17 protein-coding genes and 1 pseudogene are annotated in these 24467 nt (G+C 39.8%); 6 read left to right on the forward strand and 12 right to left on the reverse strand.

Annotated elements, in window-relative coordinates:
• The first annotated feature begins 430 nt into the window (after positions 1 to 430).
• Both GQR87_RS07230 and GQR87_RS07235 read left to right on the forward strand, forming a co-directional pair.
• Positions 431 to 1114, forward strand: a complete 684-nt coding sequence (locus GQR87_RS07230; protein ID WP_158967943.1) for a spermidine synthase — start codon at positions 431 to 433, stop codon at positions 1112 to 1114.
• Positions 1115 to 1281: 167 nt separating this feature from the next.
• Complete coding sequence (locus tag GQR87_RS07235) at positions 1282 to 2157, forward strand: alpha/beta fold hydrolase (RefSeq protein ID WP_158967945.1); 876 nt, start codon at positions 1282 to 1284, stop codon at positions 2155 to 2157.
• A gap of 44 nt (positions 2158 to 2201) precedes the next feature.
• Here the strand turns inward: GQR87_RS07235 and fghA are convergent.
• The 3 genes and pseudogenes from fghA to GQR87_RS07250 form a co-directional block, all read right to left on the reverse strand.
• Positions 2202 to 3059, reverse strand: a pseudogene (gene fghA, locus GQR87_RS07240) (S-formylglutathione hydrolase).
• Entirely contained in the window at positions 3059 to 4177 is a 1119-nt protein-coding gene (locus GQR87_RS07245; RefSeq protein ID WP_158967947.1) for an S-(hydroxymethyl)glutathione dehydrogenase/class III alcohol dehydrogenase, read from the reverse strand. The pseudogene fghA and the gene GQR87_RS07245 overlap by 1 nt, the downstream one beginning before the upstream one ends.
• Before the next feature lie 41 nt (positions 4178 to 4218).
• The gene (locus GQR87_RS07250) at positions 4219 to 4632 is read right to left on the reverse strand and encodes a hypothetical protein (protein WP_233267416.1); all 414 of its coding nucleotides are present in this window, start codon (positions 4630 to 4632) and stop codon (positions 4219 to 4221) included.
• A 189-nt stretch (positions 4633 to 4821) separates the two neighbouring features.
• On the opposite strand from GQR87_RS07250, the gene GQR87_RS07255 reads away from it, so the two are divergent.
• A complete protein-coding gene (locus GQR87_RS07255; RefSeq protein ID WP_158967949.1) occupies positions 4822 to 5433 on the forward strand; it encodes an outer membrane beta-barrel protein in 612 nt (203 codons plus the stop codon).
• A 38-nt stretch (positions 5434 to 5471) separates the two neighbouring features.
• Here GQR87_RS07255 and GQR87_RS07260 read toward each other — a convergent pair whose 3' ends face one another.
• Together GQR87_RS07260 and GQR87_RS07265 are read right to left on the reverse strand one after the other, a co-directional pair.
• On the reverse strand, positions 5472 to 6350 hold the full coding sequence (locus GQR87_RS07260) for an amidohydrolase (RefSeq protein ID WP_158967951.1): 879 nt from the start codon (positions 6348 to 6350) through the stop codon (positions 5472 to 5474).
• Between the two features lie 19 nt (positions 6351 to 6369).
• Positions 6370 to 7125 (reverse strand): SDR family NAD(P)-dependent oxidoreductase, encoded by a 756-nt coding sequence (locus GQR87_RS07265; RefSeq protein ID WP_158972911.1) that lies wholly within the window; start codon positions 7123 to 7125, stop codon positions 6370 to 6372.
• 185 nt (positions 7126 to 7310) lie between these two features.
• On the opposite strand from GQR87_RS07265, the gene GQR87_RS07270 reads away from it, so the two are divergent.
• The 3 genes from GQR87_RS07270 to GQR87_RS07280 are packed head-to-tail and all read left to right on the forward strand — an operon-like array spanning position 7311 to position 13887.
• The gene (locus GQR87_RS07270; protein WP_233267417.1) at positions 7311 to 9059 is read left to right on the forward strand and encodes an autotransporter assembly complex family protein; all 1749 of its coding nucleotides are present in this window, start codon (positions 7311 to 7313) and stop codon (positions 9057 to 9059) included.
• A complete protein-coding gene (locus GQR87_RS07275) occupies positions 9056 to 12913 on the forward strand; it encodes a translocation/assembly module TamB domain-containing protein (protein ID WP_158967953.1) in 3858 nt (1285 codons plus the stop codon). Before GQR87_RS07270 ends, GQR87_RS07275 begins: the two co-directional genes overlap by 4 nt.
• 38 nt (positions 12914 to 12951) lie before the next feature.
• The gene (locus GQR87_RS07280; RefSeq protein WP_158967955.1) at positions 12952 to 13887 is read left to right on the forward strand and encodes an AEC family transporter; all 936 of its coding nucleotides are present in this window, start codon (positions 12952 to 12954) and stop codon (positions 13885 to 13887) included.
• Positions 13888 to 14213: 326 nt separating this feature from the next.
• On the opposite strand, the gene GQR87_RS07285 is transcribed toward GQR87_RS07280, so the two are convergent.
• The 7 genes from GQR87_RS07285 to rimO form a co-directional block, all read right to left on the reverse strand.
• Positions 14214 to 16274 carry a PEP-CTERM sorting domain-containing protein gene (locus tag GQR87_RS07285; RefSeq protein ID WP_158967957.1) on the reverse strand — a complete coding sequence of 687 codons (2061 nt, stop codon included), beginning with the start codon at positions 16272 to 16274 and terminating at the stop codon, positions 14214 to 14216.
• Positions 16228 to 19722 carry a hypothetical protein gene (locus GQR87_RS07290; protein ID WP_158967960.1) on the reverse strand — a complete coding sequence of 1165 codons (3495 nt, stop codon included), beginning with the start codon at positions 19720 to 19722 and terminating at the stop codon, positions 16228 to 16230. The genes GQR87_RS07285 and GQR87_RS07290 overlap by 47 nt, the downstream gene beginning before the upstream one ends.
• 453 nt (positions 19723 to 20175) lie before the next feature.
• Positions 20176 to 20790: a response regulator transcription factor gene (locus GQR87_RS07295; RefSeq protein ID WP_158967962.1), complete on the reverse strand. Its 615-nt coding sequence runs from the start codon at positions 20788 to 20790 to the stop codon at positions 20176 to 20178.
• Between the two features lie 72 nt (positions 20791 to 20862).
• Positions 20863 to 21318 (reverse strand): DUF2721 domain-containing protein, encoded by a 456-nt coding sequence (locus GQR87_RS07300; protein WP_233267418.1) that lies wholly within the window; start codon positions 21316 to 21318, stop codon positions 20863 to 20865.
• Positions 21319 to 21464: 146 nt separating this feature from the next.
• Positions 21465 to 21815, reverse strand: coding sequence for a hypothetical protein (locus tag GQR87_RS07305; RefSeq protein ID WP_158967964.1), 351 nt, complete (start codon positions 21813 to 21815; stop codon positions 21465 to 21467).
• A gap of 10 nt (positions 21816 to 21825) precedes the next feature.
• A complete protein-coding gene (locus tag GQR87_RS07310; RefSeq protein ID WP_158967966.1) occupies positions 21826 to 22812 on the reverse strand; it encodes a YHYH protein in 987 nt (328 codons plus the stop codon).
• 161 nt (positions 22813 to 22973) lie between these two features.
• Positions 22974 to 24419: a 30S ribosomal protein S12 methylthiotransferase RimO gene (gene rimO, locus GQR87_RS07315; RefSeq protein ID WP_158967968.1), complete on the reverse strand. Its 1446-nt coding sequence runs from the start codon at positions 24417 to 24419 to the stop codon at positions 22974 to 22976.
• Positions 24420 to 24467 lie beyond the last annotated feature (48 nt).

Consider the following 24467-nt stretch of genomic DNA (forward strand, 5'->3'; position numbering starts at 1 on the left):
AGATGTTTGTTTTTTTTTATATCGAAAATTTAATTTTCAGAGTTTTCAATAAGATATAGTGTAGTGCTAAATAGCGATATTTTTGGGTAAGTAATAAATTATTTTCTTCATAGGGCGAAATACAGCAAACTGAGTCAATTGTTTATTAAATTGAAAAATTTATCTTTTATTCTATTCCATGACTAAGTTCAGCATCACTTGCAGTTGGTTTGTCTACTATTTTGTTAATTTATCTGGCGCTAATTACCAGGTTAATTGACTGAGGGAATAGCAATATGATGGGCGAACTGAGTATACCTCACTTAGTCTAGAATGTTATTTGTAGCTATTTTTTGTGGAGCTATTCACTTTAAAAAGTATAATTTTGCTTGATAAACATGTTAATCTGCGCCCGTTTTTCTACTCACTCACATCTGCAACAGGTTTTATTATGCAAACTTGGACTCAATTAGATACAGCTAAAATTCCCAATAATGGTGGAGAATTAATCTTTTCACAAAGAGGTAATGAATTTTCAATACGGGTAGCCGGCACCCGGGGTGAGTTGATGAATAGTCGGGTATTTAATTCAGAAAAAAAGTTATCCCAATTGGGCTGTCATTATTTAAAAGATACTCAAGAGGCTCAAGTTTTAGTAGGGGGCTTAGGCATGGGATATACCTTAGCCGCAGCGTTAAATATACTCACTGATAGTTCAAAAATTACTGTGGCTGAATTAATCCCTGAAGTGGTTAAGTGGAATCAAGGCGAGCTTGGTAACTGTGCTAAAAACCCGTTAAAAGATCCTCGAACACATGTTCATATTGGCGATGTCAAACAATTACTTAGCATAGAGCATCCTAGCTATGATGCCATTTTACTTGATGTGGATAATGGCCCTAAAGGTTTGACCCATAAAAATAATAATTGGTTATATTCAACAGCAGGCTTAGCGGCTATTTATAATGCACTTCGACCGCAAGGCATGTTAGCAATTTGGTCAGCTGGGCCAGATTATTTATTTACAGTTAATCTTAAAAAAGCTGGATTTACTGTAGATACTCGTACTGTTAGAGCGCAAGCGACTAAAGGTCCGCAACACACAATCTTTTTGGCTAAAAAAGTAGTAGCCTAATAAACCATTAATAGGTCAAATCTCTTCGTTTATTAATGAAGTAATCGAGTTATTAAGCGAATTCCTAATAAATGGTAATATAATAAACTTAGCTCTAGGGTTGTTTCTGATATACAAATCCTCTGTAGTTATTTTTAGATTAGTAGTAAGAGGACAGAAGGTAGTTTATGAGTCGATTTTCGATTGGTAAGAAGTTATGCAAGGCGATACATGTTTTAGAAGCCAAAATTGCAAATTTATCAAAATATTCTGTTGCAGCCAATAATTTAGATATTCCCTATCTGAGTAATGTTGAGAGGTTTACTCATGACAAACCTGTTTTGTTGTTATTACATGGGTTTAGTGGTGACAAATATGTGTGGAACCGTTTAGCCAAATATTTTAAAAATGACTATCAATTACTCATTCCTGATTTAATGGGCCATGGAGATAGTGTATATAGCGAACATGGTAATTATTCTATGCCGGCTCAATGTACTACATTACTGAGTGTCTTAGATAATTTAAATGTAGATAAATTTCATGTAGTGGGTAATTCAATGGGGGGCATGATCGCCGCTACTTTGATTGAACAAATCCCGCAACGTATTGAAAAATGTGTATTAATCGACCCTGCAGGCGCTAAATCTGACTTTGTCATTGATTTGGCTAAAAACAAATTTAATCCATTTAATTATTGTACTGAACAAGATTTTTTTGATTTTTATAAAACGTTAATGGCTAAACCACCTTTTGTTCCTAAATTTATTTTAAAGTCTGTGGCGCGAGATTATATAAATAAGAATGCCCAACATGCGCATATGTTTTCGCAATTCTATAATATAAATGACTTTTTTCCTGCTAGTCATCACTTCTCGTTTACTAATACCATGTTGATCTGGGGGCTGAACGATAAGTTATTACCAATAGAGGATTATCAACAATGGAAAACAATGTTGACAGGTTGCACTAGGATATATGAAGACCTAGGACATTTGCCTATGATTGAAGACGCAAAACGTGTGTCTGAGGATATCTTAGCTTTTCTACAAGAGCCTGTTTAATGTAGGCTGAGTGCACACTCATCCTACATTAAACAGTATTTTTATCATAAATACTTAGCATGAAATCTAAGATGATCTTCTATCAAACTAGCAATAAAAAAGTAGCTATGGTCGTAGCCAGTGTGGTATCTAAATTCAGCTTCATAGCCAATTTCTTTCGCGACATCTTCTAAAGGTTTAGTTAATTTTTGTGCATGATAAAAGTTATCGTCCAAACCCTGATCGACCAACATAGGTACATGTAAAAAGCTCCCTTGTTGACGCATTAATGCGCAGCTATCGTAATCAGCCCATTCGCTTTGGTTATCTCCTAAATAATGAGTAAAGGCTTTTTGCCCCCATTGACAGTCTATAGGATTCACTATGGGCGCAAAAGCCGAGACAGAGCAATAACGTTTGATATTAGACAGGGCGATAGTTAAAGCACCATGTCCACCCATAGAATGTCCAGCTATGGCGGCTTTGTCTTTAACTTTGAATTCTTTACTGATTAAAGCTGGAAGTTCTTCGACAATATAATCATACATTTGATAATGACCTTGCCATGGTTCTTGTGTGGCATTCACATAAAATCCAGCACCTAAACCTAAATCGTAAGCTGCATCGGCTGCATCAGGAACTTCATCACCCCTAGGACTTGTGTCCGGCATAATTAACATAATGCCAAGTTCAGCGGCTACCCGCTGCGCACCTGCTTAAATGACAAAATTTTCGTCGGTACAGGTTAAACCGCTTAACCAATACAAAGCAGGGAGTTTTGCTTCGGGGTTAGTCACAGGAGGGATAAATACGCTAAAACGCATTTCACAATTCAGTACTGTAGATTTGTGACTAAAACGTTTCTGCCAGCCACCAAAACATTTGTTTGCGCTTAACTCAGCAAGTTCTGTGGCTACAGGCATTAGAAATGCACCACAGAACGAATTGATTTACCTTCATGCATTAAATCAAAAGCCGTATTAATGTCTTCTAGTTTCATGGTGTGGGTAATAAATGTATCCAATTCAAATTCGCCGTTCATATATCTTTGTACATAATCAGGTAATTGACTGCGGCCTTTAACGCCACCAAATGCTGTACCACGCCATACTCGACCGGTTACAAGCTGAAACGGACGTGTTGATATTTCTTGTCCGGCACCGGCGACGCCTATAATCACTGATTCGCCCCAGCCTTTATGACAACACTCTAAAGCCGAGCGCATAACGTTGACATTGCCGATACATTCAAAAGAATAATCCACACCACCGTTTGTCATTTCAACAATGACCTCTTGAATTGGTTTATCAAAGTCTTTTGGGTTAACGACATCTGTTGCGCCTAATTGTTTAGCCGTTTCAAACTTACTTTCGTTGATATCGATAGCAATTATGCGTCCAGCTTTGGCCATTTTTGCGCCAATCAAAACAGATAAACCAATGCCTCCTAAACCAAATACCGCAATTGTGTCACCGGCTTGTACTTTTGCCGCATTGGTTACAGCGCCCATGCCTGTAGTTACGCCACAGCCTAATAAACAGACTTTTTCAAGTGGTGCTTCTTTAGGTATTTTAGCTAAAGCAATTTCGGGTACTACTGTATGTTCAGCAAATGTAGATGTGCCCATATAATGATAAATGGGTTGACCATTTATAGAAAAACGACTGGTGCCATCAGGCATCACACCTTGGCCTTGAGTGCTACGAATCGCTTGGCATAAATTGGTTTTACCTGATAAGCAGTATTCACACTTTCCACATTCAGGGGTATAGAGAGGAATTACGTGGTCGCCTACTTCGACTAAGGTCACACCTTCGCCAACCGCTTCAACTATGCCTGCGCCTTCATGACCTAAAATAGCCGGAAATAAACCTTCAGGATCATCACCTGATAAAGTATATGCATCAGTATGACAAACGCCTGTGGCGACTATACGTACGAGTACTTCACCTTTTTGTGGTGGCGCTAAATCTACTTCTTCTATTTTTAGTGGCTCGCCTGCTGCCCATGCAACCGCTGCTCTTGTTTTTATAGAGTTCATATAATTACCTTACTTTCTGAATAATGGTGGATTATTTACCTTTAATAACAAAAACCTAGTAAACGAATATTATCTGCTTTCCAAGCAACATTACTAATATCGTACCCTTTGGGGCACAGTTTTTCTTTTGCTAAGCGTTTTTTTAAACCCGCTGCGGCTTTATCTTCCAATTCTAGTTTGGTTTGTTTATCAGCTTGTAGCAAAAACTTTTGTTTTCTTTCTGGCTCTTGATATTTCTGGCCACGTTTGGTTTGCCTTTCGTATTCTGGTAGTTCACCCAATGACTCTTGGGAGGTGTTTTTCCATGATATGCCATAGACAAATTCAGTGACTCCAGTTGGGCTGATTCGGCTATCAAACTTTTCATCTGTCATGATTGGCGGAGGGGGAGAGAGTGAACAGGATCCGAAAATAATTACGGCAGTTAAACCAATGATAAATCTATGAGTAAACAATTGTCGACCTTAACTATTTAGTATGGATTGATAGTAAACATCACTAATGGAGATAACAATTAGCAACAGCATTTTAAAACCATAATTTATTAATACAGAATGGTATCATCATGTATTAACAATACACTATCCAAAGTTTAAATTAGTGTACTAGCCTTAAGATATAACAGAGTTGGATTACTGAAAACGATGAAAAAAATTATATTGATAATTATCTGTTGTTTGTTTTGTGTACCAGCTTTAGCTGTTGATAAGGTTTACACTGTGTTGGTAGTAGGTTATTCAGATGTTGAGGATTCACAGCAAGACACGGATGGAGTGGCTTACAAGCTAGGTTTGGGATATCAATTTGATCCTCAGTGGTATGTTGAATTTGGCTATCAACAGTTGATAAATGATAAATTGCTTATCGATAGTTTGCCTAGTGCCTTACAAGTTGAGCAAGCGAGTCATCGATTGCAAGGTGGCGCGTTATTTTTATCATTTTTAGGTAAAGCAGCAAATAATGTTGGTGAGTTGTTTTATCGATTAGGCCTACTTAAAACAGATTTCAAAGGGCAAACAATACATTCTGGCACACATACCTGTGATTTTGGTGAAGCCAGTGTGGTGTCTATCGACTCATTTGGCAGCGCCACAATTTGCCAGTATGACAATGACGGTGCAGCAGCTGTGATAGGTTTAGGATTCGATTATTTTGTCAGTGCTAGGGCTATGGTTCGCACTGAAGTGGAATATATTAAAGGCCAAGATAACTTGGCTATGAGTGTTTTCTCAGTTGGCCTCAGATATAATTTTTAGCAGGTTTGGCTAATTTTATGGATATGCCTTGATTGCGTTTAATCAGCTAAACGATACCAGTGTTTAGCGTTGTCATAAGTGATTTTCTGCAAACAGTTGGCATCTAGTTTATCGGCTAAGCGTAAATATATTTGCCATAATTCTGCATAGCTGTGCGTTAATACACAAACGGGGAAGTTACTGGCCAGCATGACCCGCTCAGATCCGAATGTATTGAAGCAATCTATCAGTATTTTATCTAGCCAATCAATTGTCCAACTAGAATTAAACATCTCCCAGCCTGATAGTTTAATCGCTATATTTTTGCATTCAGCCAGTTTTAAAATGTTTTCTTGCCATGCTAGGACATATTCGTTTTGTCCTAGTGTTGGTGGAGTGCCACAGTGATTAATGATGATGTTTAACTGAGGGATAGTGTTTGCCAATCTAATGAGTTGATTGATTGTGTTGCTGTCATTCACTTGTAATTGGGCATCAAAACTTAATTGCTGGCTGGCTAATAAAGTCATGTTTTGGGCAGTTTGGGCGGCACTGAGTATGTCGTAACCTTGTTCATCTAGAATATGGCGAATACCCACCACACTTTTTCGTGTTAAAAGCTGAGTGATGTCTTGCTCAAATGAGTTGGCGGTGATATCAGCAAAAGCTACACTGCTAAATGGTTTAGTGCAGTGTGCTTCTAACCAATCTATTTCTCGCCAAGGTTGTTGATTATCAAATCCTGCTTCGATATGGACAAATCCGGCTAACGCTATATGAGCGGGTAATATCAGATCTTTTTCCAAGTAAGTTTGACTGATCTTAGCTTTGTTGGGCCAAAAGGGTGGGTTTTCTGCTTTTAACCAATGGTAATCCCCATCTTGTAAGGCAAAAAAATGTAGATGAGGATCTATAATTTTATATGTTTTTTGGCTCATTGATTGCACTCACACTTTATCATTGTGCGGTATAGCCACCGTCAATAACCTGCAAACTACCAGTGATAAATTTAGCATCATCACTGGCCAGAAAATAAGCTAAAGCAGCCACTTCATCGGCTTGACCTAAGCGACCAATAGGTTGTAAGGCCGCCTCTTCGGCATGTACTTGATTTTTATCTGCGCCAGAGCTAGCAACATATTTGTCTATGGCTTGATGATAAAGAGGGGTTTCTATAGTACCAGGACAAATTGCATTGGCTCTGATTTGATACTGTGCATAATCTAAGGCCGTAGTTTTGGCCATTGACGCCAGAGCAGATTTACTCAAGTTGTAGGCAAATGAATTACGCTTAGCGACCAAAGCTTGTTCTGAGGCCATGTATAAAATCACTCCTTGATTTTGTTCTTTCATTTTTGGCAATACAGCTTGTGTAGCCGCTATGGCACCTTTTACATTAAGTGAAAATAGGTGGTCAAATTGTGCATCCGTGGTTTCTTCTATTGTGGCAGACATATGGATGCCTGCATTAGACACTAAAGTATCGATTCTACCGTATTGGTTGATAACTTGTTGAATCAACTGTTTAACGGCCAGACCTTGTGTCATATCACATTCTAACCAGTGTACGTCTTGGTTTAGTTTAGGGTTTTGACTAATGTCTAAATTTATCACTGCATAACCTTGCTTAATAAATTTCTCACACACTGCTTGGCCTATGCCAAAACTACCGCCTGTTACTAGGCAAACTGGTTTATTTGATGGGTTTGTCATGTCAAATTTAATCAATGGGTTTGCTGTAAGGGTAAAACATAACTATCACTTGACCAAGGCTTAAATTTTATTACAGTGCGTGCTAAATCCTGTATTATTGTTTTCAGTAAAATGGTGTGGTTTTAATGCCCTGTACATTAGCTGCCCATTAATATATTGGTTATTTTTATTAAGTGAGAAACTGTTTGTCAGCCCCCATCAATCAACTGTTCCGTTCCTTTGTTTTCGTGTGTTTTTTCTCAGGTTTCAGTGCCTCAACCTTGGCTGCTGAACTAGAAATTTCTGGCGTCGATAACGATAAAGTACTCGAAAATATAGAGGTGCTTGTTGCGTCTATTGCGCTGCCTAAAGATCGTTCTGATTTTGAAAATTACCAACAAACGGTGACACAAAAAGCAAGTAAAGCTGCCCAAGTGTATGGTTACTACCATTTACAATTTTATTTTACCCCAGCAAAAACCGTTAAGGATGATTGGCTGCTGAAGATTGATTTAGGTAAGGTGACAAAAATTCGCAACTTGTCGATCAAAATAGATGGCCAAGCGTCTGAAGATAAAGCTATGCAGAAGTTACTGAGTTCTTTACCTCTAAAAAGTAATCAAGTTTTAGATCACACTGATTACGAAAACGCTAAATCCCAGCTACAAAGTTTGGCCTTGTCTCGCGGCTATTTCGATTTTACCTACGTTGAAAGTAGTATTAAGGTTTTTGAAAGTTTGTATGCAGCAGATGTCACTTTGCACATGACTAGTGGTAATCGTTATAAATTTGGTGAGTTAAAATTTGGTGATGATCAGAGAGCCGAGTCATTAACAAATAGTTTAGTGCCATTTAAAACTGGCGAGTTTTATCAATCAAGTAAGCTAGGTTTGTTTAATCAGCTGTTAAAACAAACTCAATATTTTAGGAATGTACTGGTGCGCCCTGTAATCAGTGACGCAGAGGATCTTAACGTACCCATACAAGTGATCTTAACCCATAAACCTAGAGATAATTTTGATGTAGGTGTAGGTGTGTCTTCGGATGAAGGGCCGAGGTTTACTGGTAAATGGCGTCGACCTTGGGTTAATAGTCATGGTCATTCGGTTGGAGGGGAAGTGTTTGTGTCTGCTCCCGAGCAGTATGCTTCTTTTGATTACCGAATTCCTTTAGAAGATCCAGTACAAAATTACGCCAGTTTTCAAGTGGGTTATCAAGCACAAAATAATAATGATACCCAAAGTGATAAGTTGTCTATTGGCGCGACCAGACATTGGGTGTTTGCCGACTCAGATTGGCATCGCTCGGCCTTTGTTAAACTCGAACAAGAAACCTTTTTACAAGGTATAGAGCCAGAACAAACCATACGTTTAGTCATGCCTGGTTTTACCTTAAGTCGACTTAGAAGCAAAGGTGGCTTAGATGTTCATTGGGGGGATAAACAATCTATCACTACAGAATTTGCTGCTGATTCTTTGTTGTCTGATATCAATTTATTTAGGGTAACTGCAACCTCTAAATGGCTAAGAAGTTTTGCGCAACATCGTTTTTTACTGCGCTTTCAAGCGGGTGGTATAGCAACCAGTAGTTTTGACCAGGTACCATCTAGCTTACGTTATTTTGCTGGTGGCGATCAAAGTGTACGTGGTTTCGGTTACGAAACCTTATCTCCCTTTGAGTTCGATGATGAAGGTGAAAGGCGTTTAACCGGTGGTCAATATTTAGCTGTGGCTAGTGTGGAATATTCTTATCCTGTGGCAGAAAAATGGCGTGCGTCTGTGTTTGTTGATGCAGGTAATGCTTCAGAAAACCTAGCTGAAGATATAGCAACAGGTGTGGGAGTTGGGGCTACTTGGTTGTCGCCTGTGGGACCCATTCGTATTTATTTGGCTCATGGTGATAGTGATACCGAGTCTAATTGGCGAATTCACTTTTCTATGGGGCCTGCATTATGAGTACTAAACAAGCACCAGCAGTCGACAAAAAATCAGCTAAACCTTCTATTACCGGTAAAGTTTTTCGTGTTATTGCCTATACCTTCATCAGTCTGTTTTTGTCTATTTTGTTTTTGCTGTTAACGCCTTGGGGCACACATTTGGCTGTGTCCGTGGCCGATTCGTCAATTGATGAATTAGAAATAGAATATGTCAGTGGCGGGATATTTTCCGAGTTACATTTATCCTCTGTGACCTGGCAACAGGTGGGTACACAAGCCAAGATTACAGACCTTAAACTTGATATCAGTTTGTCCTGTTTATTGGTTGCAGAACTCTGTGTTGAATCCATTAGTACTGCCAATATTGAGGCAAAAATATCAATTAGTACTGATACCGCAGAACCAGAACCTAGCTCATCTGGTTTACTGACTATGCCTTTGCCAATAAAACTTAAAAACATAGACTTGGGTGAATTGTCGCTTTCACTAAAAGATCAGCTCGATCTAAGCTGGCAATCTTTGCAGGGAAAATTAACCTTTTATCAATTGTTAGATTTAGACAAGTTACTGATTGATACATTAGTGGTCACCACTTATGAGCCAAAAGGTACGGTTGTTGCTGCTAAACCTCAAACAAGTAGCAACAAACCCTTTGATTTTTCGGGTTTAAAATATCAGCCTATTAAGTCTTTACCTATAGATTTACCCCTACACTTTCAACTAAAACAAGTAGAACTGCCTAATTTAAAATTGAATTTAGCAGGGCAAACGCCTATTGAATTTGATTCAATTTTAGTCAAAGCGTCGGCAGGAGCAAAAACTGTCTATTTACGCCAGTTGTTAGTTAAACATAAGCAGGGGCAACTAGACGTTAATGGCAAAGTGGGATTAGTGGGGAACTTAGAACACCAATTAAATGTGACGGCTGAAGGTGAATTCCTGCCAAATAAAAGTGCACACTTACAGCTCCGCTCTGCTGGCAATATTGACAATATCACTACCGATATTAAATTTTCTGGACCATTTGAAGTAACTTCACAGCTTAAGGCTCAGTTATCTAGTGAAAAATTGCCATTGAGTTTGAAGGTAAATTGGCAGGATCTGGTATGGCCATTAGTGGAGACAGAAACAGGGACTGAATTTGAATCAGCCAAGGGAAGTATCGCCTTAACCGGTGATTTATCCAAATTAAGCTTACTGATTGACACTCAATTGGCAGGAGCAACAATACCTGAGACAGAGTTACATTTATCGGGTTCGGCTAATTTATTTGCGAGCAGTAAACAATTTGATATAAGCCAATTATTACTGCAAACATTAGGCGGCAAGATCACTAGCCAAGGACAGCTTGTATTAAACGACAACTTAAGTTGGCAGGGCGCTACTCAGCTTGATTCTATTCAGTTAGCCGGTATCGCGCCTGATTATCCTGCAGAGTTAAATGGTGAATTGAATTTACAGTTGAGCAATCAACAAGGTGTGTGGCAAGGGGCAATTGATAAATTAGACATAAAAGGCTCTTGGTTAGGTTATCCCTTAATCGCCATTGGCAAGCTAGATTACCATGAAAAAAATGGGGTCAAGGTTGAACAGTTTTTAGTGGCTAATGGCGATAATACAATTGAAGTCAGTGGCACCTTAGATCAACAGAATAAGCTTGATTTTAGCTTTAATCTTGATGCTCCTAAAATTAGTCAATCCTTACCTGATGTTACCGGTGCTATTGTCCTAAATGGCAAGGTGAAGGGCTCTGTTGAGCAACCCCAAGTCAGTTATCATATCGATGCTAACCAATTGACCGCTGCGGATATGCAAATTAGTAAAGTGGGCGGTGATGGACAGCTATTGTGGGATCAAACTAAACCTGTGGCTTTAGACTTAACCGTTGATAATATTGTGGTGGCTGGCAATAAAGTCGATAAGGCAAATTTAAAAATTAGTGGTAATGCTGCTAAGCATCAACTGGTGTTATCAGGTTCAGGTGAAGAATTTAATGTTAAAGTGTTATTCGCAGGTAACTTAACGGCTTCTGCTTGGCAAGGTAAATGGATTTCTGCAGAAATAAAAACCGCTTATACTGACCTTAGTTTATCTGAACCCTTTGATATTAATGCCGATTGGCAGCAACAAAGTTATACAATCTCTCCCCATTGTTGGCAAGAAAGAGCCAGTCAATTATGCATTAAACAAGCTAGTTTTAAACAGCAAAAAGCCCAATGGGAATTATCTTTAGCGGATTTTGAATGGGCGACTATCTTACGAAAATTATCCCTAGATATACCCAATATTCAAACCACTAGTTTATTTAATTTACACACCAAAGGCAGTTGGGATACTCAGCAGTCTTTGTTGGCCGATGTAGATATGTCATTAACTCCTGCTCCTTGGACAGTTTCAACTGAGAAAAGTGTGACTCTCGATTTACAGGCTTTTGCTCTTAAAGCAAAAGTCACTGATAAAGTGGTTAGCGGTGATATTCATTTACAAGGCTCTGAAATAGGTGAAATCGGCATTAATCTACAAACAGATAGTGCGGTATTACGTAATGATTTATCCAAAGCTATTTCCGGTAAGTTATTACTCAGTGGCTTTAACTTCGCACAATTTAAGCCATTAATACCTGAACTGGAAGTTTTACAAGGTGTGATTAAAGGTCAAGCGGATATCAGCGGTACTTTAACTAAACCATTAGTTACAGGTAATTTAGCCCTAGAAAATGGGGCGGTAAAAGGCGAGGCCTTGCCTGTTAGTTTAAGTGAAGTGCAGCAAAATATTAGCCTAAATGGTGACAACGCAACCTTCGATGGTAGTTATAAGTTTGGTAAAGGTTATGGTGAGTTATCAGGCGACATTAGTTGGTTACCTGAGTTAATCGGTAATATAAATATCAAAGGTGAAGCGTTAGAATTGAATTATCAGGATATGGTCAAAGCTAGGATCAGCCCTAATATTGATTTGGCTTTTTCGCCTCAAGGCGTGGATGTTAAAGGCGAAGTCGTAGTGCCTTATGCTAGAGTCAAAATACGCGAGTTGCCACCGGGTTCTGTGTCTCCTTCTGGTGATGTGATCTTGGTTGAACAGCAACAAACCACAGCTGCAAGTCAGCAACAGTTAAATCTTAAGTTACTGCTTAAAATTGACCCACAGAAAAAGAATGAAGTGAAATTAGATGCCTATGGTTTAACCAGTGATCTACGAGGTGAGTTGCGGATCACCAATGATAGCAAAGGTATGTTAGCCAATGGTGAAGTCAATTTAGTGAATGGCCGTTATCGTGGTAATGGTCAAAATTTGGTGATTAGGGAAGGCGATATTTCATTCAATGGCACACTAGACCGGCCGTACTTGAACATAGAAGCAGTACGTGATCCTAAGTTGACTGAAGATGATGTGATTTCTGGTTTACGAGTACAAGGGCCAGCGTCAAAACCCACAGTTGAGATATTTTCTGAGCCAGAAATGGAACAACAACAAGCTTTGTCTTATATGTTAACCGGCCGAGGAATTGGTGAATCAAGTGATGATAGCCAAGATACTGTGATCACCAATGCCTTATTGTCTATTGGTTTGGGGCAAAGTGAAAACCTAGTGTCGAAAGTGGGCAATAAGTTAGGCTTTGAAGATGTGGCTTTAGATACGTCAGGGCAGGGCGATCAAACTCAACTTTCGGTAACTGGCACTATCGCCCCAGGTCTACAACTGAGATATGGGTTAGGAGTGTTTGATTCTGTATCAGAAGTGGCCATTCGTTATGAGTTGTTGCCGAAATTATATGTAGAAGCTGTCAGTGGACTGAATAACGCGATAGATTTTTATTATCAATTTAGTTTTGAAGGTAGCCAAAATGAAAAGATTTTAGCTGATGAAAAATAATCTAGATTTGCAAAAATCAGATGTTAAGGGGCAACTAAATGTTTGAATCATTGGCCTATGCTTTAGCAGTCACCCTGCCTATTAGTATCATTATCTTGCTCGGAATTTTGCTTAAACGGATCGGTTGGATCAATGAAAATTTTGCCGAAGTAGGCGCTAAGTTAGTATTTAATTTAACCCTGCCATGTTTGTTATTTGTTAATGTATCAAACACCCATTTGTCAGAAAATTTCCCGGTTTTATTATTTTTAATAGCCGGTGGTGTGGTGGTCTGTTCTTTTATTGTATTTCATTTTTTTGCCCTCACCATACCCACACAAAATGCCCGTGGCGCTTTTGTGCAAGGTGTGTGTCGAGGTAATTTAGCCATTGTGGGTTTAGCTTTATCTGTCAGCGCCTTTGGTGAACAATCTTTAGCTTTAGCGTCTATGTATCTAGCTGTTTTGGTCTTGCCTATTAATATCATGTCTATTTTTACCTTGTATTATCACCAAGCACAAAATCCTTCTTTTAAAAAAGTGGGTTTAAGTGTTGTTTCTAATCCTTTGGCCATCGCTATTATATTGGCCTTGTTAGTCTCAGCCCTATCAATAAAAATGCCTGATTTGGTAATGGATACAGGTAATTATTTGGCAAGAATGACATTACCTTTAGCACTTTTGTGTGTTGGGGCATCGATCCGGTGGCATGAATTTCGGGCATCCAGATTGTTGTATATGGCCATGGCTGGTAAGTTAATTGTATTACCCGTAGCTGCAACCCTAGTGGGTTATTTATTTGGCTTTAGAGGTGAACAACTCGGTGTATTGTATATGATGATGGCGGCACCGACAGCCGCGGCAGCTTATCCTATGGTCAGAAGCATCGGCGGCGATCATCACTTAACCGCAGCGATTATTGCTGGTAGTACTTTGTTGTCTATGTTTACCTCAACCTTTGGTTTGTTTTTGTTACGTTACTTGGGCTGGGTTTAGTATGTGCTGCACAATGAGCATGGCTTCGCCACAAAGCATCTGCTTTGCACACAAGGGATAGCTTCGCCAGTAAAAGCAGAGAGGGGCAGACTTAGCGGCATGAAGTAGTAAAAGTAGTGGGTAGAAGCTAGTAAATAGATTGAAGTATAAGTATAGAATCAGTCGATAGAGTGGAGATTTATCACCCTCTATCGTCTTTCCCTTTCGTCATTCTGGTAGTATTTTGGCCGGAATATAAAGCACGGCGTTGTGTTTGGGAGTTTTATTGCAACAGATTTAATAACCGGTAAAAACCGGTTATTTATCTAGATTGATATTATTTAAAATTAATTAATAAATTCATCATTTTTACCTTTTGGCATCGGCTCTTTGCGACGCAGAACTAAAAAGGCTATGCCAAATAAAAGCAGCATAATAGTGTGAGGCTCTGGTACATCGTTACTAGCAGTCCAACTGTCGTCATTAAATATATCAACAGCAAATCCACCCTTAGCATCGTCCCATATCACAGCCCAATCTAACTGTTCGGCTAGGCCCGTAACCACAAAGCTAGTTACGCTTAGTAAATCAAGGTTAATAAAGTTATTAAATAAAGAAAAATCAAAATCTAAGCTATCAAGTGGGTTGTAATCAGCTGCAAAAATTAATTCAAACTGGGTCGATCCGCCTACGGTAACGTCGCCATGAACATCTAACATAGACAATAATCCGGAACTGTTCATATCAATTTCGAGGGTGCCGAACAGATCAAGGTCTTGCATCAATATTAAACTGCCACGACCAATTCTTCCGTCTACATTTACGGTGACATCAGCATCCACCACGCCACTTCCGGCTAAACTGCCTTGATCAATAGTCACATTGCTGGCAAGTAATTTACCATCCACTTTCAGTTCTCCGCCTTGTTGCACAAAGTTGCTAGCCAAGGTCAGAGTTGAAGTTGATTGAACATCCACTTTGCCATTATTCACCACTTGATTGTCATCGATTTGCATACCACCATCACCACTTACTTCAACCTTGCCATTGTTAGTAAATAGGTCACCTTTCAAATCGAAAATTAACGCTTTACTACCATCGGCATGAATAGTGCCTTGGTTATCCATGGCTAACTCATCTACTTTACCTTCGCCCTTAAGGGTACCACCAGCGGCGATATTTAATTGTCCATCGCTGGCTACCGGTTCAAAGGTCACAGTACCATCAGCTTGTGTTATGGTTTTTAAAGTAGTAGCTGTGATAGTGGCATCGTGCATTACAATTTCACCACCGTTTAAGGCCGTCAGTGACGAGGTATTGATGATAGTGCCATGTAAGTTAAATTCACCGCCATTAGCCACCTCGGTATTGGCGTTAAAACTCATGTTAGTAAAATCACTTGAGCCTAAATCGATAATTTTGCCATCACCTATGGTTTCCAATCTGCCACCGTTCATGGTGATATTTTTTATTTCGACCACCGAGCCTTCTCTGGCTTCAATTAAGGTACCACCACCATTATCAAAATCACCTTGGGTTAAGAGTAAAATACCACCGTTTTCAGCACGCAAAGTAGCACGCATCAACTGTGCGGTTTCGCCAGGATCAAGGGTTAACCTTTGGCCATCCACATTAGCGGTAACCGTGCCTTCGGATATTTGCAGAGCGATATTATCCAAAGTACCGTAACCACTTAACACCGAGCCGTTACCAACCACTTCAACGGCACCCTGAATAACAGTGATACCTTTGAGGTCAAGGGTACTGCCTTGATCAAGTCTGATAAGGCCGCCATCATTTTGCAGTGGCTGTCCTTGTAACGACATGTTCGAGCCATTGGTGGAGAGTATAGTGCCGGTATTTGAAGAGCCCGAAGCGAAATCGATGTCCAACCCTGTGCCATCGGAGACTATCTTGCCCTGATTGGCAACTAATACTCCGTCAATGTTGCCGGAACCTTCTACCTGACCGTTTTCAGCCACGTTAAGATTTCCACCAATGACATGGGTATTGTTTAAATGCAGTACATCACCGTATGTGTTGGCAACTTCGATAGTGCCTGTTTCGAATGAGTCACCGTTTGAAATTACAGAGCCTAGATTTAGCTGGCCACCAGAGGCGGTAACAACACCTGTGTTGATAACATGAGTGTTAAGATCGCCGTTTCCAACAATCTCACCTTCGTTGACCACAAACACACTGGACAGCTTCGCATCATCTAAGCGGATTTGGCCCTGGTTTGTTAATAAACCACTCGTCGCAAAATGTTGACCGTTCTCAAGTGCCAAGGTTGCTGTTGAACTGATCTTTTCTAGAGAATCTTGTAAATCAATGTCTTGAACAGATATTCTGCCGCCAGCATCAGGAATAAAAGAACACGGTTGTATTGAGATTGGCTTTCTCTCCACTCAGGATCACTGTACCGTTACTCAAGGTGCTAATACCTGGAGGGTTGTCATTAGTGCTGGTGTGATTTTGGAGAAATCCAAGAGTTGCCGCTTGATCATCTGCATAGGCTGCCCATCTGCCGCCATTACCATCGAAAGTGTCTGACGCAAATACTCCAGTGGAAAGCCGAGCTCCCCCCATGACTTCAACAGTACCTTTGTTAACAAAGGTTCCCGAACTTGATGCTGTGTTTAAACGTAACCATCCGTCTTGTGCTCTTATGGTGCCGTTATTAACATAATCGTTACTGTTAGCGCCCAGTGCCGAAGATAATACAATTTGACCATAGCCTTGTACTAACCCGCCGGCATTGTTCTCTAACCCCTTAAGGGTGCCATTTGCCAGATTAACTGTGCCGTTATTTTGAAAGCTAGAAGTGTTGAATGTAGCGCCATTATTTAGAGTCAATGCGCCGTCGTGCTGATTATTGAACACACTAAACTGATCTAGTGACTTACCCACTATCATGTTAGACGTCGCGCCATCTAAGGTAATATCTGCACTATTTTTAAAAGTAGTGAAATGCGATGAAACCGCTTCAGTTCCTAGGGAAATAGCGCCACCATTGCTTGCTTGCCATTGTCCACCAGTTAAGGTGATGGCATCTGTCGACGTGCTCAAATTGCTTAGGTTAACAGGACCAGCCCCAAGTTGAGCCTGGTTCAACACCGTGCCAGTACCTATGGCCTCTACTTTGCCATTATTAGTCCAAGCGCTAGTGATATTCAGTATACCGTTGTTTTCTGCTTTCAATTCGCCATTATTGACCAACGTATCATATGTGGCGACTCTAAGCTCACCACCCTGTGCAATAATGACACCTTGGTTATCAATGCTAGAAAAACCGGAGATGGCACCGTTTCCAGTGATAGTATGTTGAGTGCCGTTAACTAAATCTACCCCTGCAGCCCCTTGAATTTGGGCACCATCGCCGAGTTCATTTTTCTCTCCAGATAACACGATACTGCCATCACCAGTAAAGGTGTAATCTTGTTTTACGGTCAGAATCGATTGACTCCTCACACCAAAACTATTGGGAAAGTTCCCAGTGTCATCAGTGGCTAGAATGATAGTGCCATTGTTAACTAAGGTATTTCCCTCTGCGACACCATCCAGTATTAAGGTTTTAATATTGGCAGGGTACCCACCTTGTGTCTGACTTAACAACTCAATGCTTCCATCTAAAGCAATAACGCCTGAATTACCGGCTTTCCATTCAACTGTATTTTTATTTTGGTACAAGATACAGCCAGCTTGATCGTTGCCATAAATACATTGAGTATTATCTTTATCACCCACATAAAACTCGCCATTTAAATTCAGGTTTTCTAATTTCACCGAATTTAAAGCCATGGAGCCATTGGTGTAGGTGCTTAGTGTCGTATTGCCGTCACCTTTAATTGAAGCATCATTGATCGATAATTGACTGTTGCTAGCGGTAATGGCACTACCATTTTTTAATTCAAGAGCTATATTGCTAATTGTCGAATTACCAGACCATGAACTAATGTTGGCGCCATCGAACCTGACTTGTGATTCTGTATTAATTGAAGTGAGTGTTGACGTACCACTTAAGTGGAGCACACCTTCACCGGTGATATCCATATCCGTAGCACCTAATTTCAACAGCCCATTACCTGACACGTTTAAAGAACTTTGCGCGTGGTCTAAATGAATGAAATTTCCACCAACAGTCAACACACCATTATTGCCTATACTAATTCCACTTAATCCATAGATATTTATTGCCCCACTTTGCGAAGCACTTGTAATGTAAGCGACGGTATCGTGATTCTGGTTATTATTATGATTGCGGATAGTGACGTTGTTAATAAGTGGTATATTGCCCCCCTCCCAACTATCTTTATCATTCCAATCAAGTCTATCTGCCTTAAAATCAAGATTGTCAGTACTAAACAACAGCTTATTGCCAGCTGTGCCATCAAAACCAGCTAAAGCAAAACTACTGTCAAATAAAGGGGGCAGTTCAATACTGCCCAAATCAAAAGGTATTTTAGCTAAAGGCCCAAACTTAGAGGTGCCCATATCTATACCAAACACTTCCCCTGAAATACTGCCTTTGAGTAAATCAATATCAAAGGTGGTATCAATACGCAAACCTGTATTGTTAGTTAAGCTCACATCAATATTGTAAATGGGTGTGATACCTAAGCTTTCATCGTCGGTCCAAGTGATGTCAATTTGCTGATTTAAATTGAGATTATCTAAGCTAGTTACATTACTTAACGGCCCACCACTTACCCCAGCTAATACTGAGTCGTCAAAAGCGTAACTAATACCAATATTATCGATAGATAAACTAAAATCTTGGGTTAAGGCTAAAGACGGCGTCAAGGTTAAATCGATTAAATCCACTGCTGCCGATACACTACCAATACCAAAATCCACATCTGCGGTTACACCTAAAGGCGGCAAGATCCCTAAACTGGTGCCTAATTGATCAACATCTAAACTGATGTCTAAAAAGTTATCAGAGCCGCTAGTCACTAACACATCTTTTTTGCCATCGGTCCCAACATTAAGGCCTGCTCCGCCTAAGTATTCTTTTTCGACGATATCGGGCAAACGCACATCCACCTCAACTAAGGGTGAACCGCCCACGCTTACCTTTGGTTTTAAATCTATTGAGACCTTGTTCTTCTTTTTGCCTTCAGGATCATCGGGATCCTTTTCTTCTGTCACTTCAACTACACTGGCTACCGATTTACCCACTGCAAATAAGGTACTGAAACCATCAAGCACTCTTACTTCACCATCTTTGTCACGATTAAGTGATAACAACTCAAAGCTTTCATCAATATCGAACAGGTTTTTGCTTTTACTACCACAATCAGTACTGACCCAGACGTCATAACAACCTTTTGCGGTAACCGATGCATTAGCTTCAACGATAAAGTCAACATAGGTTTGAATTGTGGGCGAGATGGTTTGTAAAAACGCGTCACTTAACAAGGTGGAACTTGTGACCCCCATAGAAAATGCTTGCTTGTCTTGGAGCTCATTTAAATCAGGCAATTGAAAGGTAAATTCAAAAGGCAGGCTGGCATTGACTGTACCACTGTCGATTTCCCAGCCGGTTTCTAGGCCAATTCGCCCACTTGTGGCACCATCAACTCTTAAACCATTGCTGCCCCATTTTGCGCTACCTACTTCAAAAATCTTGCCACTTTCATCCCACTGAGCACCTAAAAATAAGGGATTAGCCAAATTGGAAAAAGCCACTGAACTGCCCGTGCCCCACATACTTTGACCACTGCTAGCCAAGGTCACCTTTTGGGTGACATTGGCAGCTGAAGACGCTGAAAGGGTGCATACGTATAGCGCGGCAGAGACTGAAACGCTTAACAAGGTTCTGCGGGGTAAATAATTTGATTTAAGGCTGTGCATCACATTTCCCTTACGCATGTAATCATGCTTTATATAATTATCCCAATCTAATAATGTGTCTGGACTTAGCGAATTAGGCTAAGTAGAAATTCTCTGTAATGAGAATTTTAGAAGATTGATGTTATTTAATACGGTTCGAAGTGGTTAAAGTCTTAGAAGACTATTGTTATGAATTTATGTTACACCGCCCATAAACTCTGTATAAGTAGCCAAAAGTCTGGGTTTGCAAAAAGTACTGTAAAATATTCTGACAGTGGGCCGGTAGGTATGCGGATTGGTATTAAAATGAATTCTAAAGGCTATTTAAAGGTTTACAAAAAAGAAGTTTCGGCTCTGTTGATATCGAGATAGAAAGATAAATAGAAATGAAAAAAGTGGTTTTCAGGGATTATTTAAACCCATACCCACAATGAAACTTCGAGCTTTTTTACGCAGTTGTGGTTAAATTTTGGGCTAGAAAACGCCTAACTTCTGTGCAGCGAGCGTTGCTTCAGTTCTATTGTTTACACCTAAATGTTTAAATATCGCAGTGACATGCATTTTAATAGTTGCCTCAGCAATATCCATCTCTAGCGCTATTTTTTTATTAGATAAGCCTTGCATCATCTTAATAATGACTTCTTTTTGTCTTGGGGTAAACGCATCTGATGTGTTTTGATTTTCGGCTGTGGGTTGTTCGCTTATTGACGCTGGAAAATATATGTCACCTTGCATAATAGAACGCAGTGCGCTCAACATGGTTTTACTGGAGGCGTCTTTAGGAATAAATCCCATGGCGCCACCTTTGATAGCCTGCATTAAGTCACTCTGTTGTTTTGTGGCAGACAAAACGACGACCGAAATAGTAGGGAATTGATTTCTACAAAAATCTAAAAGTGTAAAACCATTTTCACCAGGCAAAGCTAAATCCAGTAGTACTAGATCTATATCAGGCTCTAATTCCAACCGATTAACTGCTTCTTGGTAGTTGTTGGCCTCAATCGTTGTAATTGCATGTGCTAAATTCTCGAGCACGTAACTTAGACCTTCACGAAAAAGAGTATGGTCATCAACAATTAAAATTTTCATATAATAATCTTCAAATTAACAGCATGAAATTAACGTTAAATAACTTCGTATTTTTAGCCAGTGATAACAAAATTAAGTCGATTCATCTTCGACTATTTCCTTACCCATTTTTAATGTTCTGGTGGCTAGTTGTACTTCTTTTAAAAAAGCTAACAAAGCAAAAATTAATAAAAATAAGGCGATAACGAACAAGGTCATAATGATCCGGCTAAAATCAAACAACAATAAGTCCCCTAAAAATAGCAATACCACTACAGAACAAACAAATAATGCACAAGCTGTACATAAACCAATAGAGCTATTGATTAAGGTGATCCTGCGCCAGAGGTTTTTTAATTCGAATTCTGATTGTTCAAGAAATTCTGGATTTTTAATGGTATGGACCCGGCGCTCCATTATACGCGCTCTATCAACTATACGGCCTAATCGGCCAGACATAACATTTAAAAAACCTGCAATGCCGGTCAACATAAAAATAGGAGCGACCACTATTTGTATGACTTGCGCCAGTTCGTTGATTGTTGCCACTTAATATTTCCCTCGTTATTGCTGTAAAGCAAAATTAATTTCTGTGGCTAATATACTACAAATTTTAACCCTAAATAACGATATATATAGAAAAAGGGGGGGCAAGCCCCAGATGTTTTAGCCAAAAGGTTACATTTTACTCTGTGTTAATTTTTTACATTGGCGAGTATGTTGTCATAAGTTTTCACTTTGAATATTTTACTGAGTATATTTGTTTTTGTGTCTTCTTTAGCGCTTTGTTTTATGGATTCTAAAGGTTGATTTCTAACACAAAGTAATTCTGCTTTAATCGTACGACATGTACCTTTATATAGGGTGCTTTCAGTTTGATATGAACAAAGGTCACTGAGCTTTTTTTCTTCACATGCATGCCAAGGTGCTTTGTTTGGGTGGCCATTATGACCATGGGCGTTAAAAGCAATAAAGCTAACCAAACATAAAGTTAAAAATGAATGTGAGTTAATGTATTTATTAAGTTTTCTTAAATTGAATATCATTGTATTACTCCTAAAAACTTCGCGCTGTTTCGCCACGAAAACAACCAATGAACATATTTTCAGCCACACTCGCTGCATGGTAATGGTAACCACGGACAGCATCTATATGCCCGCGACATTCATCAAGATCAGTCGATTCTTTACCTTCGTTATCTAACATGGCAAAAATACCGTAACCATCTAATGCATAACCAAACATGGCGGCATGACCATCATCTTGAGCAATAATGTCATTACAACCTGCCGCTCCATGGTAATGATAACCTTCGTTTAAATTAATATGCCCAGCACAATCATCAAAGGCCGCTATGGTATAGGCGCCTAAAATGGCATCTACAGGTGCGGGCGCCGCTAAGGTCACGCCATTTAGAGATACCCCTGGCTCAGCTCGACCAAGTGAATTGAAGGTGGATGCGGCTACGGGGGTGACAGGAATTAAATATTCTTTACTTATCCCGCCATCTACATAATCAATTGAACACACTACGCAATGGTTTTGGTATTGTTCTTCGACATCGGGTCTGGCGGCTCCGTCACATTTTTCTTCAGTATCAGTGACATTGACTAGGCCGGTTTCAGGATCGTATAACAACCATTTGTCGTCATTATATAAGTTCGCCAAATTCAGAATGAACTCCCCTGTAATATCATACACTTCGCCACTTCCGTCGAACCAAATTCCCCCTTCATCAGCGGTGCTATAAATATCGGTAGGGCAAAATACACCTATGTCGTGGTTGGCTGGTACCCCTGCAATCACTATGCGGTAACAATCTGCTTGTTCGCCATTACTTAAAGTGCAAGTCTCAATAGCTATACTGTCGACTAAAGCATTACTAACGAAATGATAAGGATCGACAGGTACTATGGTTTCGCTGGTTGTTTCTGTTTGTTGTTCGCCACTTGTTTCATTGTCACTGCTGCCGGTACAACCCCACAAACTTATCACGCAGATAAATACAGCTGTTAGCAACGTTTTTTTGTTGATCCAATTCATAATAAGTAAACCTTGTTAAATAATAACCACAAGGTAATGAATAAATGTGTAAGCAGTATGCAAATAATGTGGAAGTGAGAAAAAACAGGTTCTAACAAGATTAGATAAATGGCCAATACTGAAGAAAAGAGCATTGGCCATTTGATAACAGAATTAAATGATCAATCTTCGACGCGCACACCCCAAACATCGTGTTCGTCGGCATGAATAATTTGCACCCAAATCTGATCGCCAGGCTCTACATCAAATTCATCGGTTAAATACACTTTACCGTCAACTTCTGGTGCATCCATATAAGAGCGGCCAATGGCACCTTCGCTGTCTACTTCATCAATCAACACTAGGTATTCTTGGCCTATTCGAGCTTGTAGCTTGGCGGCGCTAATCTCAGCTTGTACTGCCATAAAGCGTTGTAGCCTGTCTTCCATTACATTATCAGCAACATGATCAGGCAGGGCATTGGCTGTTGCTCCTTCTACCGGTGAATATTTAAAACAACCTACGCGGTCTAGCTGTGCTTCTTTTAAAAATTCTAATAATTCTTCAAATTCTTCTTCGGTTTCACCTGGGAAGCCCACAATAAAAGTAGAACGAATGACTAATTCTGGACACATCTCGCGCCACTTGGCAATACGTTCTAATACACGCTCTGAACTACCCGGACGTTTCATTAATTTAAGAATACGTTTGTTGGCATGCTGAAAAGGAATGTCTAAATAAGGTAAAATTTTACCTTCGGCCATTAATGGAATGATTTTGTCTACATGAGGGTAGGGGTAAACATAATGCAAGCGCACCCACACCCCTTGTTTGCCTAACTCTTCACACAATTGTTGCATGTGAGTTTTAACTGGCATGCCATCCCAAAAATCAGTTTTATGTTTTACATCAACACCGTAGGCTGAGGTATCTTGAGAAATAACCAATAATTCTTTGACCCCAGCTTTAACCAAACGTTGTGCTTCGCCTAACACATCACCCACAGGGCGAGAGTCTAAGTCGCCTCGCATTGAGGGAATAATGCAAAAGGTACATCTGTGATTACACCCTTCAGATATTTTTAAATAAGCATAATGTTTAGGGGTTAATTTAACGCCTTGTGGTGGCACTAAATCAATAAATGGATTGTGTACTGGTTTGGCTAAATGCTGATGTACTTGGGTCAGTACTTCATCATAAGCATGAGGGCCTGTCACCCCTAACACATTAGGGTGTAACTCGATGATTTCATCTTTTTTTGCACCTAAACAACCGGTTACTAATACTTTGCCGTTTTCTGCAAGGGCTTCACCTATGGTATCCAAAGACTCTTGTACAGCAGAATCAATAAAGCCACAGGTGTTTACAATCACCATATCAGCATTGTCGTAACTAGGTACCACTTCGTAACCTTCAGTGCGAAGTTGAGTCAAAATTCGTTCAGAGTCCACAAGGTTTTTTGGACAACCCAAAGAGATAAATCCAATTTTTGAGCCACTTTTGCTCGACTGATTTTGTTCAGCCTGCTGCTCAATGATTTTAGCTGGAATGTTTAAGGTCGTCGTTTGACTTTCAGCTGAGTTACTGCTTTTTTTAGCTGCGTTTGGGTTGTATTGTTCTACTGTCATATTGGCTCTCAACATACTCTTTATTGTTTTAATAAAGAGCTGAATCTT

Origin of the sequence: Paraglaciecola sp. L3A3 (assembly GCF_009796765.1) — a bacterium.
Classification (GTDB): Bacteria; Pseudomonadota; Gammaproteobacteria; order Enterobacterales; family Alteromonadaceae; genus Paraglaciecola.